Genomic DNA, 17,868 nt, shown 5'->3' with positions numbered 1-17,868 from the left:
AAAGTCGATATATTGGCTCCCGCAGGACGCAATCAACTTAACTACAGGAGTTACAACCATGAAAATCACGACTAAAGATTGGACCGCACAAATCGACCGCATGCCAGGTGCCGCATCTTTCCGCACCTTTGGCACCGTCACTGTAGCCAATAGCGGCGTTACCCCGACGCTGGTACGCAGCGACCTACAGGACAAGTCCTTTGACCTGCGACTGGAATTGAAACTTGAACATTCCGATGGAGTTTCACTGCAAGTACTGACCGACAAGTTCGTTGAATACAAAGAGCTGGGCGACTCCAATGTCACTGGCGTCAGTATCTTTTTCGAAGGCCAGTTACTGCACCACATCGATGACGTGCTAATCACTAACTAAGCGTAGACCCCATAACTTTCCGTCAGACGACTTCGTTGCCTGACGGGAAGTTATCGTTGCGGTTCAGGCTCATTCAACCAGGTGTTGCGCCCGCAACAACCCAGCCAACCCTTCAGCCTCCACCGGCCGGCTGATCAGATACCCTTGAACCTCATCGCAACGTTCGTTCCTGAGGAATTCGAGCTGCTCCTGCCGCTCGACGCCTTCGGCCACGACCTTGAGCGACAGCCCATGGGCCATTGCAATGATTGCCCGGGTAATTGCCGCATCCACACTGCCCTCACCCAACCCGCGAATGAACGCCTGGTCGATCTTCACGTAATCCACCGGGATGCGCTTGAGGTAGCTCAGCGATGAGTAGCCGGTGCCAAAATCGTCGATCGCCAGCTTGACTCCAAGGTCCCGCAATTGCTGGAACGTGGCGATGATGTGTTCAACGCTGTCGAGCAGTTGGCTCTCGGTCAGTTCCAGCTCCAGGTATTGCGGGGCCAGACCGGTTTCTTCCAGTACCTGCCGCACCAGGCTGACCAGCTTGCCCTGGCGCAGTTGATGCACCGACAGATTGACGGACACCCTGATCGGCGCGAGCCCCTGGCGCTGCCATTCGCATGCCTGCCAACAAGCCTGGCGCAACACGAATTCGCCAATCGGCCCGATCAACCCGGTCTCTTCGGCCAGGCCGATGAAATCCCCCGGGGGCACCCGGCCCATGGCCGGATGATCCCAACGCACCAACGCCTCGGCGGCGTTCAGGCGACCGGTCGCCAGGCACAGTTTTGGTTGATAAAAGACCTTCAGTTGTTGCTCTTCCAAGGCCTTGCGCAGCTGATTCTCCAGTTGCAGGCGCTCCAGCGTGCTGGCCTGGAGGCTATCGGTGTAGAACTGGAAGTTGTTGCCCCCCAAATGCTTGGCATGCTGCATAGCCATGTTCGCCTGGCTGACCAGTGTGGCAATTTCCCGCGTATTGTCGGGCAACAAGCTGATGCCAATCGAGGCACTGAGCACCAGTTCATGGCCTTCGATGGTCAGCGGCACACGCAGTTTGGCGGCCAGCCGGGTCGCCACCCGCGCCAGGCTTGAAAGGTTGCCATAGGCATCGAACAACACCGCAAACTCATCGCCCGATAACCGGGCGATGGTATCCGCCTCAGGCAGCGCATTGATCAGGCGTCGTGCCATTTTCTGCAACAACTGGTCGGCGATGTCATGGCCGAGACTGTCGTTGAGCAATTTGAAACGGTCCAGGTTGATATGCAGCAACGCCAGGCTGCGCCGTCCGCCCTGGCGCACACGCTGATGAGCTTCGTGCAGGCGCTCGCGAAACAGCGAGCGATTGGCCAGCCCGGTCAGTTCATCGTAATGGGTCAGGTAGCGCATCCGTTCTTCGGATTCGCGGCGCGCCGAAAGATCGGCGAAGAAGCCCACGATATGGCTGACATTTCCCCGCGCATTGCGCACGACGTTCAGTTGCAGCCATTGCGGATACAACTCGCCGTTGGCACGTGCCTCTACCAACTCACCCTGCCAGGTGCCGTGCTGCTTGAGCGCTTGGCGAATGATGGGGTAATGCCGGCGCGCGTCGCGACTGCACGGCAGGTCCACCACGTTGCGCCCGAGCATGTCATCGATATTGAACCCGGTGACCCGCGTGAACGCCTGATTGGCAGCGAGTAGCACGTAGTGGGGGTCGAAAATCACGATCCCTTCGCTGGCGGCTTCGAACACTGTGGCCGCCAGTTGCCGTTGCTGCTCGAGTTCCTTGCTGGCGCTGATGTCTCGCCGGGTGCCAACCATACGCAGCACCCGCCCGCTCATGCTGCGCTCCACGGCCCGGCCGCGGTCTTCGATCCAGACCCAGTGACCGTCGCCGTGACGCACACGGTATTCGATCTGGTAATCCTCGCTGCGGCCCTTGAGGTGTTCGACCAGGGCTCGCTTGAGCGCCGGCAGGTCTTGAGGGTGCAGGCGCGGAGTGAGGTGAGTGAGCATCGCCGTGATGTATTCGGGCTCCAGGCCGAAGAGTTCCTTGAGCTGGGTGTGATGGACTTCGTCAGTCTGCAGGTTCCAATCCCACAACCCCAGTTCACTGGCCTTGAGCGCCAGGGCCAGACGCGCCTCACTCTTGCTCAAGGCCTGGCTGGTGACCTCCAGTTCAAGACTGCGCTGCGCTACCCGCGCCTCCAGGCCCACCTGGGCCGCCCGCAGTTTTTCCTCGGCAGAACGACGCTGCTCGACCTCCCGGGCCAGCGCGTCGTTGAGCTGGGCGCTGCGGGTTTGCGCTTGCTGCAGGTGCTCGATCAGCGCCTGGTTCTGGAAGCGTCGCAACAGACTGCTTTGGATCAAGCGGTTGACTTGCCAGGCCACCACGCTCAACGAGACCAGCACAATCAGCCCAAGCCAGCCCCACCCGCGTTGCTGCTCATCGCCGCCCCAGAAGAGATAGCCGATGGCCGGTAACAGGCAGGGCAAGGTAAAGGACAGGAAGGCGGGAAGACTCACCGCGTAGGCCACGCTGGCGGACAGGGCAGCCGCGCCAATCAGGCCAAACACCCAGGCCTGCTGCTGGAAGCTGTCGGCCGGGACCAGCGCGATACCGGCCCCAGCCAGCGTCAGGCCGGTCATCGCGGAACCCAGCAAAAACATGCGCAACCAGATCGGGTGTGCCTGACGGCTTGGCATCGCCGAATCGAAAGCCGCCACCTGGATCACCCGCAAGGCCACCAGTGACAGCAACCAGACGAGCCAGACGCTGACCAGGAAATAGCGCCGCGGCTCCCACAACAGCGCGGCGCAGACCAGACCGTTGAGCAACATGAACAGCGTAGGCAGCAGCGAGCCTTGATACAGCAGACGTGTGCGCTCGACCGCCATCTCCATGGCGTACTGCTTGCAGATGATCCGCGGCTCCACACAGGGGCCCGCCGGATCGGAATTGAGGGTCATTGGCACTGTTCTTGTTCTTATTCAGTAGAGCGTGGAGAACCCGAAACAAGCACCGAGCATACACAAGCCATGGGCCATCCCACACTGCCCCAGCTCATAAAAATACGGAAAAAGTCGCTATTTCATTGGCTCGCGCCCCTTCGAAGCGAGTCCCGCCAATGGCTGTAGCCTATGACCCGCCGGTCATCCACAACCGGTCTTTTATCGGCTGATGCAAAGCTCGGTTTGCCCGGGGTGACGCCGCACCCTAGAATGCCCCGATGCGCGATGATCTCTCCCTTCTGCTGAACTCCCTCAACGATGCCCAACGTCAGGCCGTAGCCGCCTCCGTGGGTCGTCAGTTGGTCCTGGCCGGTGCCGGCTCCGGTAAAACCCGAGTGCTGGTGCACCGTATCGCCTGGTTGATCCAGGTCGAGAACGCCTCGCCCCATTCGATCCTGTCGGTGACGTTCACCAACAAGGCCGCGGCCGAGATGCGCCATCGCATCGAGCAACTGATGGGCATCAACCCCGCCGGCATGTGGGTCGGCACGTTCCACGGCCTGGCGCACCGCTTGTTGCGGGCGCATTGGCAGGAGGCCGGGCTGAGCCAGACCTTCCAGATCCTGGACAGCGACGACCAGCAGCGCCTGGTCAAGCGGGTGATCCGCGAGCTGGGCCTGGACGAGCAGCGCTGGCCAGCCCGCCAGGCGCAATGGTTCATCAACGGCCAGAAAGACGAAGGCCTGCGCCCGCAACACATCCAGGCCAGCGGCGACCTGTTCCTGGCGACCATGCGCAGCATCTACGAAGCCTACGAGGCGGCGTGCCAGCGTGCCGGAGTCATCGACTTCTCCGAGCTGCTGCTACGGGCGCTGGACCTGTGGCGCGACCACCCAGGCCTGCTGGCCCATTACCAGAAGCGCTTCCGGCATGTACTGGTGGACGAATTCCAGGACACCAACGCCGTGCAATACGCCTGGTTGCGCCTGCTCGCCAAGGGCGGTGACAGCCTGATGGTGGTGGGTGACGACGACCAGTCGATCTACGGCTGGCGCGGCGCCAAAATCGAGAACATCCACCAATACTCGGCGGACTTCCCGGACGCCGAAGTCATCCGCCTGGAACAGAACTACCGCTCCACCGCCGGCATCCTCAAGGCCGCCAATGCCCTGATCGCCAACAACACCGGGCGCCTGGGCAAGGAATTGTGGACCGACGGCGGCGAAGGCGAGGCAATCAACCTCTACGCCGCCTTCAACGAACACGACGAAGCCCGCTACGTGGTGGAAACCATCGAAAGCGCGCTGAAAACCGGCCTGGCCCGCAGCGACATCGCCATCCTGTACCGTTCCAACGCCCAGTCACGGGTGCTCGAAGAGGCCTTGCTGCGCGAGCGAATCCCCTACCGCATCTACGGCGGCCAGCGCTTCTTCGAGCGTGCTGAAATCAAGAACGCCATGGCCTACCTGCGCTTGATCGAAGGTCGTGGCAACGATGCAGCCCTGGAGCGGGTGATCAACGTGCCAACGCGAGGCATTGGCGAGAAAACCGTCGAGGCGATTCGCGATCACGCACGCCACAGCCATGTGTCCATGTGGGAAGCCATGCACCAACTGGTCGCCAACAAAGGCATGACCGGTCGCGCCGCCGGTGCGCTGAAGGCCTTCATGGACCTGATCGAGGACCTGGCCGCCAAGTGCGGGGAAATGCCTCTGCACTTGATGACCCAGACCGTCATCGAACAGTCCGGCCTGATCGCCTACCACGAAGCGGAAAAAGGCGAGAAAGGCCAGGCCCGGGTGGAAAACCTTGAGGAACTGGTCAGCGCCGCGCGCAACTTCGAAAGCACCGAAGAAGACGAAGACCTGACGCCGCTGTCGGCCTTCCTGGGTCATGCCTCCCTGGAGGCCGGCGACACCCAGGCCGACGAGCATGAAGACAGCATCCAACTGATGACCCTGCACAGCGCCAAGGGCCTGGAATTCCCCTACGTGTTCCTCGTGGGTATGGAAGAGGGCCTGTTTCCCCACAAGATGAGCCTGGAGGAACCGGGCCGCCTGGAAGAGGAACGGCGCCTGGCCTATGTCGGTATCACCCGCGCCATGCAGAATCTGGTGCTGACCTACGCCGAAACCCGACGTTTGTATGGCAGCGAGACCTACAACAAGGTGTCACGCTTCGTACGTGAAGTCCCGAAGGGACTGATCCAGGAAGTGCGGCTGTCCAACAGTGTCAGCCGACCGTTCGGTGGCGGCCAGCAACAAAGCACCAGCAGCCTGTTCGGCGGCAGCAACATCCCGGAAACCGGCTTCAGCCTCGGCCAGACCGTGCGGCATTCGGTATTCGGCGACGGCGTGATCCTCAACTTCGAGGGCGCTGGCGCCCAGGCGCGGGTGCAGGTGAACTTCAGCGAAGGCAGCAAGTGGCTGATGCTGGGGTATGCCAAGCTGGAAGCGATCTAAGGATTTCGTAAGAAGCACCTTGCTGTGGGAGCAAGGCTTGCCCGCGAGGCGGTGGCACATTCAACACAGATGCGTCAGACAGATCGCTATCGCGGGCAAGCCTTGCTCCCACAGGTATCTCTCTCTATCCCACATTAGTTTCCGACCGAACTTATTTACTTTTCCTACAGCCCAAAGCGAACAAGCCTTCTTGCACAGCCGAAGCTGAACCTAAGCTGTCACGCAAAAGCCCGAAACACTCTGTCACTAGCCAGCAACAGTTCAGCTGTGCAACATGGCGCGCGTGCTATCCACAAATGGGAATGCCTTTATATGAAACGTTTTCTTAGCATCGCCATGGCGCTGTGCATCGGCCTGACGATGGCCATCGACGCCAATGCCGCCAAGCGTTTTGGCGGTGGTAAAAGCTCGGGCGCTGCCCCGACTCACCAGACCAGCCAGATGGCACCGTCCTCTGCCGCCGGTTCTACCGCTGCCACCGCAGGCGCGGCCGGTGCCGCAGGCGCTGCCACCAAGGCCAGCGGTGCTTCGCGCTGGCTCGGCCCCCTGGCCGGCATCGCCGCCGGTGGCCTGCTCGCCTCCATGTTCATGGGCGACGGCTTCCAGGGCATGCAGATCTTCGACATCCTGATCATGGCGGTCATCGCCTTCCTGGTCTTCCGCTTCATTGCCGCCCGTCGTCGCAAGCAGCAGGAGCAATTGGCTCCAGCCGGCCACGCGCCGATGCAGCGTGAAGTGTTCAACCAGCAGCCTGCCAGTGGTTCGATCTTCGGCGGTTCGGCAGCGCCTGCCGCCGTCCGTCCGGTCATCAATGCGCCAGCCTGGTTCAACGAAGGCCGCTTCGTCGAAGCCGCGCGCAACCATTTCATGTCCCTGCAGCAACATTGGGACGCGAACGAAATGGACAAGATCTCCGAGTTCGTGACCCCGCAGCTGCTGGAGTTCCTCAAGCGCGAGCGGGCCGAACTGGGCGATGGCTTCCAGTCCACCTACATCGACAATCTGAACGTGCAACTGGACGGCGTCGACGATCGCGCCGACAAGACCATCGCCACCCTGACCTTCAGCGGTGTGTCGAAGGATTCTCGCTTCGACAAGGGCGAAGCGTTCAGCGAAAGCTGGAACATGGAACGTGCCCAGGGCGATGACCAGCCTTGGCTGGTGGCCGGTATCCGCCAGAACGGTTGAACCTTTGCCCGTTTTGCATGTTGAAATAAAAGAACCCCGGCTCAGGCCGGGGTTTTCTATTTCGCAGTTGCATCTATAGCGAGCTACTGTATAAACCGCTCCATATAAAACCGCGCCATCGAGAAAGAGGATCCCCGGACGTGGAAGAAATCATCGAACAATTGCGTGAAGCCAACGAGCCCGTACCGGTCCCGCTGGAGTTGCCCGACGAAGACTTGCTGGTAGAGATCGAGGAGCAGCTGTTCATCGATATCCCATTCGTCTTCAGGGAGTTTTTGCTGACCGTCAGCGATGTCGTCTATGGCAGCCTGGAACCGGTGACCGTCACCGATCCACAATCCCACACCTACCTGCCGGACGTTGCCGCCAATGCCTGGGATGCCGGTGTCGACCGCAGCCTGATCCCGATCTGCCAGGACGGCGACGATTATTATTGCGTCGAAGAAGACGGCACTGTGGTGCTGTGGCAGGCCGAGGAAGAACTGGTCGCCGAAGAAACCTGGGAATCGGTCTGGCACTGGGCGCGGGACGTCTGGCTGGAAAGCTGAGCCCCGTCGCCGGTCAATGCCCGGACGGGTCCTTGTGATTGTCCAGGGTTTCAAGCAAGGCCACCTGCATCCGTGTATGCAGGCGGATGAACCAGCGCCAGAGCAGTGCCGCCACGGTGGTCGCCACTACGGCGATCAGTACGAGCAACTTGTTGGTCGGCAGAATGCTGGCCGACAAGGCTGCCAATAGCAGGAAAATCACCAGCAGCGAGAGAATCGGGATCACTTCGGCGATCACCCGACGCACGCGCTGGGTGTGGCGGCCAGCCATCTCCGGCTTCACGCCCATCTCCGCCAGCAGCATCGACAGCGCCTTGAGCTTGCGATAGGCGGCGATCAGGAACGGTAGCGACAGCAACAACGCCCCGCCCCAAATCAAGGCTTTCTGCCAGCTCGGGTCGCTGATCCACGCTTGCAGGTAAGCCGACATCCGCTCGGCGAAATAACCGCCCGAGACAAAAATCGCAATGACCAGCGCCAGGTTGACGCCGACCTGCAGCAAGATCCGCCGGATCATCGACGCCACCAACGCCCCTTCACCATGGGGCTGGATGCTGCGCAGCCATTCGCCATACATCCCCAGCACCCGCGTCAGCCGTTGCGGCATGAGCGTCGCCAACTTGACGGACAGTGGGTCGGCGGCCCGGATCAGGTACGGCGTCAGCAGTGTGGTCAACACCGAGACGGCGACCGCGACTGGATAGAGGAAATCGCTGGTGACCTGCAGGGTCATCCCCAACGACGCGATGATGAAGGAGAATTCGCCGATCTGCGAAAGGCCCATCCCAACGCGCAGCGAGGTGCGTCCGTCGTTGCCGGCGATAAAGGCACCGAGGCCGCAGGACAACATCTTGCCGAGCACCACTGCACCCGTGATCACCGCAATCGGCCAGGCGTACTGCAGCAATATCGCCGGATCGAGCATCAGCCCGATGGCGACGAAAAAAATCGCGCTGAACAGATCGCGCACCGGTTCCACCAGCCGCTCGATTTTCAGCAGTTGCCGGGACTCGGCCATGATCGCACCGATCAGGAACGCCCCGAGCACCATGCTGTATTCCAGCTTCACCACCAGCAGGCAGAAACCAAAACACAGGCCCAGCACGGTAATCAGCAACATTTCGTTGCTGTCGAACTTCGCCACGTAGGCCAGCACCCTCGGCACCAGCAGAATGCCGATGACCAACGCGACGATCATGAACAACGACAACTTGCCGACCGTGGAAAACACCTCGCCGGAGCTCACGGTGCCGCTGACGGCAATGCTCGACAGCAAGGCGATGATGCCAATACCGAGGATGTCCTCGACGATCAACACCCCGAAGATCAGCTGCGCAAAACGCTCGTTCTTCATCTTCAGGTCGTTGAGGGCCTTGACGATGATGGTGGTGGAGGAAATGGCCAGGATCGCGCCGAGGAACAGCGAATCCATGGTGCTCCACTCGAACCAGCGGCCGATTTCATAACCGATCCAGATCATCAGCACGATTTCGAGGAACGCCGCGATGAAGGCCGTGGCCCCAACCTTGAACAGTTTGCGCAGGCTGAACTCCAAGCCCAGGCAAAACATCAGGAAGATCACCCCGAGCTCGGCCAGGGTCTTGATCGTGTCTTCGTCGTGGATAAAACCGAACGGCGGCGTATGCGGGCCGATGATGAAGCCGGCCACGATGTAGCCCAATACCACCGGTTGCTTGAAACGATGAAAGAGCACGGTCACCAGCCCCGCTGCCATCATGATGATTGCCAAGTCTTGAATGAAACTGATGGCATGCATGTCGGGGCTCCCTGTTCAAATGACTCATCGCAGAGCTGGAGAAATCCATTTCCTCTGTAGGAATTGCCCTCACAACGGGCTTTTGAAGGGTAACACCGCGACTTCCGACAAAAAGACGGTGCAATATATGGAAACAGATCCATCGGCGCGTGACGGCAACCACAGGCGCAGCGTCCCGATATCGGTGGTTTTAAAAACCTGGTGACCTGTTTGCAGGCCACTCACCAGCACCCGCAGAGGTGCACTCCAACATTGCTGCCTTGAACCGTGAGTACGTTATGGAACCCGGAAACGCCCAGCTGTCGATGACGGTGTTGATGACCCCCGATATGGCCAACTTCTCTGGCAATGTCCATGGCGGCACCTTGCTCAAATACCTCGACGAAGTCGCCTACGCCTGCGCCAGCCGCTACGCCGGGCGCTACGTGGTGACCCTGTCGGTTGACCAGGTCATTTTCCGTGAGCCGATTCATGTCGGCGAACTGGTGACCTTCCTGGCCTCGGTGAACTACACCGGCAACACGTCGATGGAAGTGGGCATCAAAGTCGTGACCGAAAATATTCGCGAACGCTCGGTACGCCACACCAACAGTTGCTTCTTCACCATGGTCGCGGTGGATGACCTGCGTAAACCCGCAGCCGTGCCGCCCTTGCAGCCGCAAAACAGCGAAGAAAAACGCCGCTACGAACAAGCCCAGCAACGCCGGCAGATTCGCCAGGAGCTGGAAAAGCGTTATCAGGACATCAAGGCAGACGGGCCTTAACCGAGATGTGGGAGCGAGCTTGCTCGCGATGAGGGCATCACATTCAACATAAAGATTGGCTGTGACATCGCTATCGCGAGCAAGCTCGCTCCCACAAGGGGCTTGCATTGATCAGAGGCTGATCGGCACTGCCTCGAACCGCACCCGTGGATGGGCGATCCGGTCTTGGGCGCGGACCAGTTCCAGCTCATAGCTTGTGCAGGCCTGGGTTTCCAGCAGCACTTCATGCACCGCTGCGGCAGTGAATTCGAGCGCCGCCACCAGACTGTCCCCCAACAGTATCCGCGCCAGGAACAACCCTGACGTCAGGTCACCCACGCCCACCGGCTGACGCGGGAAAGCCAGCAGCGGACGGCGCAGGTGCCAACTGCCATCGGCGGTCACCAACAGCATTTCGAAGCTGTCATCGGGTTTGCCAGGGTAGGCCAGGTGCTTGACCAGCACCGCCTTCGGCCCACGGGCCAACAACGCCCGGGCCATGGCCAGGCAATCGAGCAAAGACTGCGCCTTGCGTCCCGAAAAACTGTCCAGCTCCAGTTGGTTCGGGCACATGAGGTCCGCCACGGCAGCAGCTTCTTCCAGGAGAAACTCGCTCACCTCGGGCGCCACGATACAGCCCTTCTCTGGATGCCCCATGACCGGGTCACACAGGTACAGCGCCTTCGGATTGGCGGCCTTGATCCGCGCCACGCCCATCAGAATCGCCCGCCCCTGAGCCGCGCTGCCCAGGTAACCGGACAACACCGCATCGCAGTGACCCAGCTCACCGATGGCCGCAATGCCTTCTACCAATGCCGGTATCTGCTCTGGCGCCAGCACTTCCCCGGTCCATTGGCCGTACTGGGTGTGATTGGAAAACTGCACGGTGTTGAGCGGCCAAACGTTCACGCCAACCCGCTGCATCGGAAACACTGCGGCGCTATTGCCGGCGTGTCCGAACACCACGTGGGACTGAATGGCAAGCAGATGAGGCGTACGTTTCATGCGGGAAGTTTCCGTAAAACGATTGAAATTCAAGCCGCGCAGTATGCGACTAAACGCAGCCTGTACGACAGACCGGCGAGACAGTTAAGCTGGCAGCAACTTGTTGGAGCACTTTGTTCATGCTGACCCTTGGAAACATTTTCGTGCTGATGCTGCTGGCTACCGGCGGCGCCTGGCTGTGGCACAACCATGGCTTGCGCGAACGGGCGTTGGCGAGGGTCATGCAGCATTGCGCCAACCTCAAGATCGAGCTGCTGGACGGCAACGTGGCGCTGAAAAAGATCGGTTTCGTGAAAGACGCCAGCGGACGACGACGGCTGGCTCGCGTCTACACCTTCGAGTTCACCGTCACCGGCGAAAGCCGCCATTCGGGCACCATCACCCAGTTTGGTGCCCACAGCGCACAAATAGAACTAGCGCCCTACCCGATGCCCTTCGAAGAAACACCGCCACCCTCCATTGAACCGGTCCAGACCAGACCCAGGGCTGAAGTCATCGAGTTGAGCCAATGGCGCCAGGAACACAACAAATGGAAGCCTTGAAACGGGGCTGACTCAGCGACACCGACAGTTCGCCAGCCCGGCTCGCAGGCGATCAACGTCTTGCACCTGATCGAAAATCAGCTCGATCCGAGAATCCTGGCGCCACTCACTGGTTTGCCAACCCACCACCGCCCCCTCCAGCGCATTGGCTGAAACCCAACCACCGACGCTGTGGATAACCATCTTCGCCCGTTTCCAGTCCTGGCCTTGCAGCCATTGCGTCAGCGCCGCTGCGTCGAATTGCTGGCTGGGGTGCCAGCGCCAACCAATACTCCAGCCGCCTTCCTGCTGCTGATACAAGCAGATCGGCAGCGTCGGGTCGGACCAAATGGCCGGTATCTGGCCCAGGCTCTTCGGTAGATTCAAGTTATCCACAGCCCCACTGCCCCGAGCCGCAAGGCCTGGCAATCGATCGATCGGCAGCGCAGCCTGTTGCGTCCAGTACAACGCACGCCCTGGCAGTTGCGCCGTCAGCCGTTCGCGATCGGCTTGTGTGAGGGTCTCGGACTTGTTCAGCACCAGCAGTCCGGCATCCGCCAGGATTTGTTGCTGCGCGTCGGGCAAGGGCTTGCCGTCCGCCATCGCCCGGGCGTCCAACACCAGCACACAGGATTGCACCGCCAGCACACCGAGCCATGGCGCTTCGCTCAACTGCCGCAGCAACTGTGCCGGATGACCCAGGCCCGAGGGTTCGATGAACAGCCGATCTGGCCGGGCCTTGCGCAGCAAACGCCCAAGACCGATCTGAAACGGCGCGCCGTTGACGCAGCACAAGCAGCCGCCGGCCACTTCGCCCAGTGCGATACCATCGCCCGCCTGGGTCAGCAACGCGGCATCCAGGCCGATCTGGCCGAACTCATTGATCAACACCGCCCAGCGCTCATTGGCCGGGCGCTGCGCCAGCAGATGCCTGATCAGGCTGGTCTTGCCGGCGCCCAAGGGACCGGCGATGACATGGGTGGGAATGTGCTGCAACATAATCGACGGCTTTCGATGGAGGTGAATATGCGAATGATCGGCTGGTTGTTACTGGCACTGACTTCGAACCAGGCATTGGCCCAGGCTTGCGTGGTCCACAGCCAGGCGGAGCGGCTGGATGTGAAAGTCTGTCAGCAGAACCGCAACATCCCGCAGAAGCTGTTTGCCGATGGTTTCTGCCAGCCAAACCTTGCCGGCCAGAAGGTCGAGGTGCAATACGTCGATCAATGCCCTGGCGGCGCGTTCGGCGTCTGCAGCAACGCCCAGGTCGCCAATATGCCTTACCGCCAGGATATTCACTATTACGGCGTGGCGACCGATGCCGCTTATCTGCAGCCCTTTTGCGAAGGGCAGAGCCAAGGCACCTGGCTCAAGCCTTAAGCCAGCCAATCCAGCGTGAGAATCAATCGACGCTCTCCCGGCGCGAGCTCCGGTGATCGATGGATCAGGCCAAGGCCCTCGTTGCCGTGCCATTTTTCGCCTTTAAGCAAACCCACATCACCGCAACGAAACTGCTGGATCACGCGCGGATCACTGGGCTCAGCCTCAGGCTCGGCAAGTCGTCGACGGTCCATGGCACCTTCCTCAAGCCACTGGCTGCCGACGCCCGCATAGGTGGTCAGCAGCCGCACCGGCACGTGGTCAACGTGAAAGCGCGGGCACATCGCCTTGTCCAGCGTGCGCAGGCGCAGGCCGACACGTTGGGCACCCAATAGGCAGGCAAATGCACTGACCAGCCAGGAGACATCGGCGATAAAGCCTTCATAGCCTTGCAGGTCGCTGAAACCTGCCGCGAGCCCTCGCAGCGCCGGCTGCGTGTCTTCCTCCGGCAACTCGAGCACGCGTGATTCGGCCAGCGACGGGTCCATCGCCAGCACCATGGCCGCAAAATCGCTGATGTGTGCAGGAAGCTGACGCTGCCAGACCGCCAGGTTGGTGCCGTCGTCCAGGATCTGCGTGAATACCCCTGGCGTATCACCTTGGACCTGTCGTGCCTGCGTAGCCCTTTTCAGACTGGGCGCCAGCATCACGCCGCGACCTCGTCATGCCACGGGCCGAACGGATCGGGTAACAAGCGCCAATTTTCGGCGCCTAAGGCCATTTCCGCGTCGGTGAGCAAGCAAGCGTCCAGTTCGGCGGTGAGCTGGCTGAAGTCGATGTCCTGACCAATGAACACCAGCTCCTGACGGCAATCGCCTGTGGCAGCGAGCCAGTTCTTCATGATCGCCGCTGTGCTCTCTTCATCCTGCGGCCATTGGTTTTTCGGCACGAACCGCCACCAGCGCCCGGCGAAGCCATGCCGCATCAAGCCCCCGGCCTGGGACCAACTGCCCGCCTCCTCAGGTTTGCTGGCCAGCCAGAAGAACCCCTTGGAGCGCAGGAGTTTGCCGTTAGGCCATGGACGGTCGATGAAACTGAAAAAGCGCTCGGGATGAAACGGTCGGCGTGCCCGATAGGCGGTCGAGGCGATGCCATATTCCTCGGTTTCTGGCACGTGCTCGCCACGCAGCTCCTGCAACCAACCAGGGGCCTGGGCGGCGCGTTCGAAGTCAAAAAGGCCTGTGTCGAGGATCCGGCCCAGCGGCACCTGCCCCATGACCATGGGGAAGATCTGCGCCTGAGCGTTGAGGCGCTGCAGAATCGCGGTCAACTCTTCCCGTTCATGCTGGCTGATCAGGTCGATCTTGCTGATCAGAATCACGTCGGCAAACTCGATCTGTTCGATCAGCAGGTCGGTGATCGAGCGTTCATCGTCCTCACCCAGGGTTTCACCGCGGGACGCAAGGCTTTCAGCGGCCTGGTAATCCAACAGGAAATTCACCCCATCGACCACCGTCACCATAGTGTCGAGTCGCGCCACATCGGCCAGGCTTCGGCCTTCTTCATCACGAAACGTGAAGGTTTCTGCCACTGGCAGCGGTTCGGAAATACCCGTGGACTCGATCAGCAGGTAATCGAAACGCCCTTCCCTGGCGAGTTGCCCGACTTCTTCGAGCAGGTCCTCGCGCAACGTGCAGCAGATGCAGCCGTTGCTCATTTCCACCAGTTTCTCTTCGGAACGACTCAGGGTGACATCTCGCTGGACTTCGCTGCCATCGAGGTTGATTTCGCTCATATCGTTGACGATCACCGCAACCCGTAGATTGTCGCGATTACGCAAAACGTGGTTGAGCAGTGTGCTTTTACCGGCACCGAGGAATCCGGAAAGCACGGTTACGGGAAGACGATTGGGCATCAGGTATATCCTCATCGGGCGGCCGCTTCGACTACGGCTCGTTTCCAGGGTTTGGCTAGATTCAGGGGGCAAGGCGTTTATGTTATAGTATAACAACGCAATTCAACCAGCCCCCGCCATCCCGCATTGGCCTGAGATCACTCCATGCGCAATCATCTGAAATTCGTATTGGCGAGCCCGTTGTTGCTGTGGGTGTTAAGCGTTTCGGCCCAAACCTCACTCCTGGCGAACTGCACCCGCAGTGCAAATCTGCTGGCGTGCGTGGACATCCAGGGCAACGCCTACAGCGTCGCAACGGCGGGAAACACCATTTATTTACGAGGTTTTGAAGCGGCCAGTCGTCGTTATTGGGCGCAAACAAACAGCCGTTACGGTCAGCTCACCTTCTTTACCGGCTTGGCATCGGATGGAGAAAGTTGGGTCGGATACAGCCGGCGAGTGGGCTGGACGACCCTTAATCGTTTCTCGAGCTCCGGTGGTAGTGGGGGCGCATTTGTATGCGGGCGCATGAACGGCTGCCAGGATTCATCGCGCTGATGTTTCACGTGGAACGTGAACGTTTGGGGAGATGAAACTCCTTTCATGGAAAAGGTTTCTTTAAATCAGTTGTTATACTATAACATCTAATTTTGAACCTTCGATGGACCTTGACCATGAACGCGTTAACCCTGCCCGACATCGCTGCGCAGGCTTCACGTCAAACCCTGCCCCTCGATTGGGTGGGCATGTGTGGCATCGCAACACCGGTGTTGATCGACGGCCAGCGTCTCAGTGCAATGGCCGACGCAGGTGTCAGCCTTGATGACGGTGAGGCGCGCGGCATTCACATGTCACGCTTGTACCTGGCGCTGGAGTTGCTCGAAGAGACGACGCTCTCACCAGCGTTATTGCGCCGAATCCTCCAGCAATTTCTCGACAGCCACGAAGGCTTGTCCCACGCGGCATCGCTCAGTGTGCATACCGATCTGCTGCTCAAGCGTCCGGCACTCATCAGCCCGCTGATGGGTTGGAAACGCTACCCGGTGAGCATCGAAGCCCACTTGAAAAACGCAATGTTCCACGTGGAACTGAACATCCAGATTCCCTATTCATCCACCTGCCCTTGTTCGGCCGCACTTGCCCGGCAGTTGATCCAACAGCAATTTGTCGACGACTTCGCTAACCAGAAACTTGAGCACGCCGAGATCCTGGTCTGGCTAGGTTCATCGAACGGCATTGTTGCCACCCCTCATAGCCAGCGCAGTACGGCAACACTGACCCTACGCCTGAACCCCGATACCGACGATTTGCCACTGCAATCTTTCATCAACGAAGCCGAAGCGGCCCTCGGCACCGCTGTGCAGACCGCCGTCAAACGCGCCGATGAACAAGCATTTTCCCTGGCCAACGGACAAAACCTGATGTTCTGCGAAGACGCAGCACGGCGATTAAGCACGGCCCTGAGGCGGTTACCCGACATCGCTGCCCTGAATGTCCGCGTCGTCCACGCCGAAAGCCTGCACGCCCATGACGCCGTGGCGCAAAGCCGCTGGACCCGGGAGGCATCATGATCAACTGCCAAGCGCTGCGCTGGGGCGCCCCCGGACAACCCCTCACGCCGCCGCTCGCCATGCAGCGACCGACCGGCAGTCTCACCGCCATCATCGGTGCCAACGGCTCGGGCAAAAGCAGCCTGTTGAAAGTGCTCGCGGGGCTGCAACAACCGCTCTCCGGCAAAGTCACCTTGGATGTTCCACGCCGTGGCGGGGTTTCGTTCATGCCGCAGCAGCAACATCTGGATCGGCAGTTCCCCATCAGCTTGCAGGAGTTGGTGGCCGCCGGTTCCTGGGGCAATCGACACACGCCAGCCATGCGAAGACAGTTGCTGCAAACCGTACTGGACGATTGGGCGCTGAACGGCCTTGAGCATCGCCCGCTGATGGCGCTGTCGGGAGGCGAGTTGCAACGCGCCCTGCTCGCTCGCCTGAGTCTGGCCGAAGCGCCCTTGTTGTTACTCGACGAGCCCCACGCCGCCCTCGACGAACAAGGCCAGGCGCTACTATGGAAGCACATTCATCGTTGGCACGCGGCAGGCAGGACCCTCGTGGTGGTCTGTCATGATCTGGCAGCGGTCCGCCAACATGTCCCCCATACGCTGCTGATAAAAAATACCGGCTGCGTGCTGGGCCGCAGTATCGATTTGATCGCCCAACAACCCCATACGTGGGTGGCCTGATGCTTGCGGCCACTCATCTCTGGCAACCGTTTCAAGAGTTTGTCTTCATGCGTCGGGCCTTGCTTGGCGGCCTGGTGCTGGCGTGCAGCACGGCGCCGTTGGGCGTGTTCCTGATTCTTCGCCGCATGAGCCTGATTGGTGACGCCGTAGCGCACGGCATTCTGCCTGGCGCCGCCCTCGGCTTCTGGTTTGCCGGGCTGAGCCTGCCGGCCTTGACCGTTGGCGGCCTGGGCGCGGGCCTGAGCATGGCCGGGCTCGCCGCCTGGATTACCCGGCGTACCGGTCTAAGGGAAGACGCCAGCCTCGCGGCGATTTATCCCATTTCCCTGGCGGCCGGCGTATTGATCCTCGGCATGGCCGGTAAACGCCTGGACTTGCTACACCTGCTCTTCGGCTCAGCCTTGGCGGTGGACGGCCCGACGCTCAGCGGCATGCTCTGGGTGTCCGGTGCCAGCTTGTTGGCGATGGCATTGATTTACCGACCGTTGCTGCTCGATACCCTGGACCCACTGTTCCTGCAAACCGTCAGTCGTCTCGGCCCGTTGGCCCACGGCGTATTTCTGACCCTGGTGGTGTTGAACCTGGTGATCGGCTTCCAGGCCATCGGTGCGCTGATGGTGGTCGGCCTGATGATGTTGCCAGCCGCCGCGTCGCGATTCTGGAGCCGTCGCCTGCCGCTGCTGATGTTGATCGCGGCGCTGCTCGGCTGCCTCTCGGTCTGGCTTGGCCTGTTGTTGTCCTTCTATTACTCACTGCCCAGCGGGCCGTCCATCGTGCTGGTGGCAGGCGGGTTTTATCTGCTGTCGGTGGTATTCGGTCCGGTGCACGGCTTGCTGCGCCGCCCGCCTTTGCTCACATCCCAATGAGGTGTTTCCC

At 60.5% G+C, this 17,868-nt stretch carries 17 protein-coding genes; 11 read left to right on the top strand and 6 right to left on the bottom strand.

All coding sequences use genetic code 11. The annotated features are described in order from the left end of the window. Positions 1 to 58 precede the first annotated feature (58 nt). A complete protein-coding gene (locus CFII68_RS01270) occupies positions 59 to 373 on the top strand; it encodes a hypothetical protein (RefSeq protein ID WP_018613925.1) in 315 nt (104 codons plus the stop codon). Positions 374 to 442: 69 nt separating this feature from the next. Here CFII68_RS01270 and CFII68_RS01275 read toward each other — a convergent pair whose 3' ends face one another. Continuing rightward, positions 443 to 3,316, bottom strand: coding sequence for a bifunctional diguanylate cyclase/phosphodiesterase (locus CFII68_RS01275; RefSeq protein WP_018613923.1), 2,874 nt, complete (start codon positions 3,314 to 3,316; stop codon positions 443 to 445). Between the two features lie 260 nt (positions 3,317 to 3,576). Here CFII68_RS01275 and uvrD point away from each other — a divergent pair, with 260 nt between their 5' ends. The 3 genes from uvrD to CFII68_RS0126260 all read left to right on the top strand — a co-directional run bounded on the left by uvrD (position 3,577) and on the right by CFII68_RS0126260 (position 7,496). Beyond that, entirely contained in the window at positions 3,577 to 5,760 is a 2,184-nt protein-coding gene (gene uvrD, locus CFII68_RS01280; protein WP_018613920.1) for a DNA helicase II, read from the top strand. Between the two features lie 312 nt (positions 5,761 to 6,072). Further along, positions 6,073 to 6,948 (top strand): Tim44 domain-containing protein, encoded by an 876-nt coding sequence (locus CFII68_RS01285; protein ID WP_018613918.1) that lies wholly within the window; start codon positions 6,073 to 6,075, stop codon positions 6,946 to 6,948. A 140-nt stretch (positions 6,949 to 7,088) separates the two neighbouring features. Next, positions 7,089 to 7,496, top strand: coding sequence for an SMI1/KNR4 family protein (locus tag CFII68_RS0126260; RefSeq protein WP_024616886.1), 408 nt, complete (start codon positions 7,089 to 7,091; stop codon positions 7,494 to 7,496). A gap of 13 nt (positions 7,497 to 7,509) precedes the next feature. Here CFII68_RS0126260 and CFII68_RS01290 read toward each other — a convergent pair whose 3' ends face one another. Continuing rightward, positions 7,510 to 9,273: a cation:proton antiporter gene (locus tag CFII68_RS01290; protein WP_018613916.1), complete on the bottom strand. Its 1,764-nt coding sequence runs from the start codon at positions 9,271 to 9,273 to the stop codon at positions 7,510 to 7,512. Between the two features lie 278 nt (positions 9,274 to 9,551). On the opposite strand from CFII68_RS01290, the gene CFII68_RS01295 reads away from it, so the two are divergent. Beyond that, complete coding sequence (locus tag CFII68_RS01295; protein WP_003206993.1) at positions 9,552 to 10,037, top strand: acyl-CoA thioesterase; 486 nt, start codon at positions 9,552 to 9,554, stop codon at positions 10,035 to 10,037. A gap of 111 nt (positions 10,038 to 10,148) precedes the next feature. Here the strand turns inward: CFII68_RS01295 and pdxY are convergent, their stop codons facing one another. After that, a complete protein-coding gene (gene pdxY / locus CFII68_RS01300) occupies positions 10,149 to 11,021 on the bottom strand; it encodes a pyridoxal kinase PdxY (RefSeq protein WP_018613913.1) in 873 nt (290 codons plus the stop codon). Between the two features lie 119 nt (positions 11,022 to 11,140). On the opposite strand from pdxY, the gene CFII68_RS01305 reads away from it, so the two are divergent. Further along, positions 11,141 to 11,563 (top strand): DUF3301 domain-containing protein, encoded by a 423-nt coding sequence (locus CFII68_RS01305; RefSeq protein WP_018613911.1) that lies wholly within the window; start codon positions 11,141 to 11,143, stop codon positions 11,561 to 11,563. A 12-nt stretch (positions 11,564 to 11,575) separates the two neighbouring features. Here CFII68_RS01305 and CFII68_RS01310 read toward each other — a convergent pair whose 3' ends face one another. After that, a complete protein-coding gene (locus CFII68_RS01310; protein ID WP_018613909.1) occupies positions 11,576 to 12,541 on the bottom strand; it encodes a GTP-binding protein in 966 nt (321 codons plus the stop codon). A gap of 27 nt (positions 12,542 to 12,568) precedes the next feature. Here CFII68_RS01310 and CFII68_RS01315 point away from each other — a divergent pair, with 27 nt between their 5' ends. Continuing rightward, on the top strand, positions 12,569 to 12,922 hold the full coding sequence (locus CFII68_RS01315; RefSeq protein WP_014340943.1) for a hypothetical protein: 354 nt from the start codon (positions 12,569 to 12,571) through the stop codon (positions 12,920 to 12,922). Here the strand turns inward: CFII68_RS01315 and CFII68_RS01320 are convergent. Next, positions 12,919 to 13,569 carry a DUF1826 domain-containing protein gene (locus CFII68_RS01320; RefSeq protein ID WP_018613905.1) on the bottom strand — a complete coding sequence of 217 codons (651 nt, stop codon included), beginning with the start codon at positions 13,567 to 13,569 and terminating at the stop codon, positions 12,919 to 12,921. The two genes, CFII68_RS01315 and CFII68_RS01320, sit on opposite strands and share 4 nt — an antisense overlap. Next, positions 13,569 to 14,777, bottom strand: a complete 1,209-nt coding sequence (zigA, locus tag CFII68_RS01325; RefSeq protein WP_018613903.1) for a zinc metallochaperone GTPase ZigA — start codon at positions 14,775 to 14,777, stop codon at positions 13,569 to 13,571. The genes CFII68_RS01320 and zigA overlap by 1 nt, the downstream gene beginning before the upstream one ends. Before the next feature lie 144 nt (positions 14,778 to 14,921). Here zigA and CFII68_RS27290 point away from each other — a divergent pair, with 144 nt between their 5' ends. The 4 genes from CFII68_RS27290 (at position 14,922) to CFII68_RS01340 (ending at position 17,858) form a co-directional block, all read left to right on the top strand. Beyond that, a complete protein-coding gene (locus CFII68_RS27290) occupies positions 14,922 to 15,314 on the top strand; it encodes a hypothetical protein (RefSeq protein ID WP_018613900.1) in 393 nt (130 codons plus the stop codon). 116 nt (positions 15,315 to 15,430) lie between these two features. Beyond that, positions 15,431 to 16,327: a GTP cyclohydrolase FolE2 gene (folE2, locus tag CFII68_RS01330; RefSeq protein ID WP_018613899.1), complete on the top strand. Its 897-nt coding sequence runs from the start codon at positions 15,431 to 15,433 to the stop codon at positions 16,325 to 16,327. Next, positions 16,324 to 16,992, top strand: a complete 669-nt coding sequence (locus tag CFII68_RS01335) for a metal ABC transporter ATP-binding protein (RefSeq protein WP_018613897.1) — start codon at positions 16,324 to 16,326, stop codon at positions 16,990 to 16,992. Before folE2 ends, CFII68_RS01335 begins: the two co-directional genes overlap by 4 nt. Then, positions 16,992 to 17,858 carry a metal ABC transporter permease gene (locus CFII68_RS01340; RefSeq protein WP_033062949.1) on the top strand — a complete coding sequence of 289 codons (867 nt, stop codon included), beginning with the start codon at positions 16,992 to 16,994 and terminating at the stop codon, positions 17,856 to 17,858. The genes CFII68_RS01335 and CFII68_RS01340 overlap by 1 nt, the downstream gene beginning before the upstream one ends. Positions 17,859 to 17,868: the final 10 nt, after the last annotated feature.

The sequence above is a fragment of the Pseudomonas sp. CFII68 genome (genome assembly GCF_000416195.1).
Lineage (GTDB): Bacteria > Pseudomonadota > Gammaproteobacteria > Pseudomonadales > Pseudomonadaceae > Aquipseudomonas > Aquipseudomonas kilonensis.
Note: the sequence above shows the minus strand (reverse complement) of the source record. Positions and strands in the feature narration are given on the sequence as shown.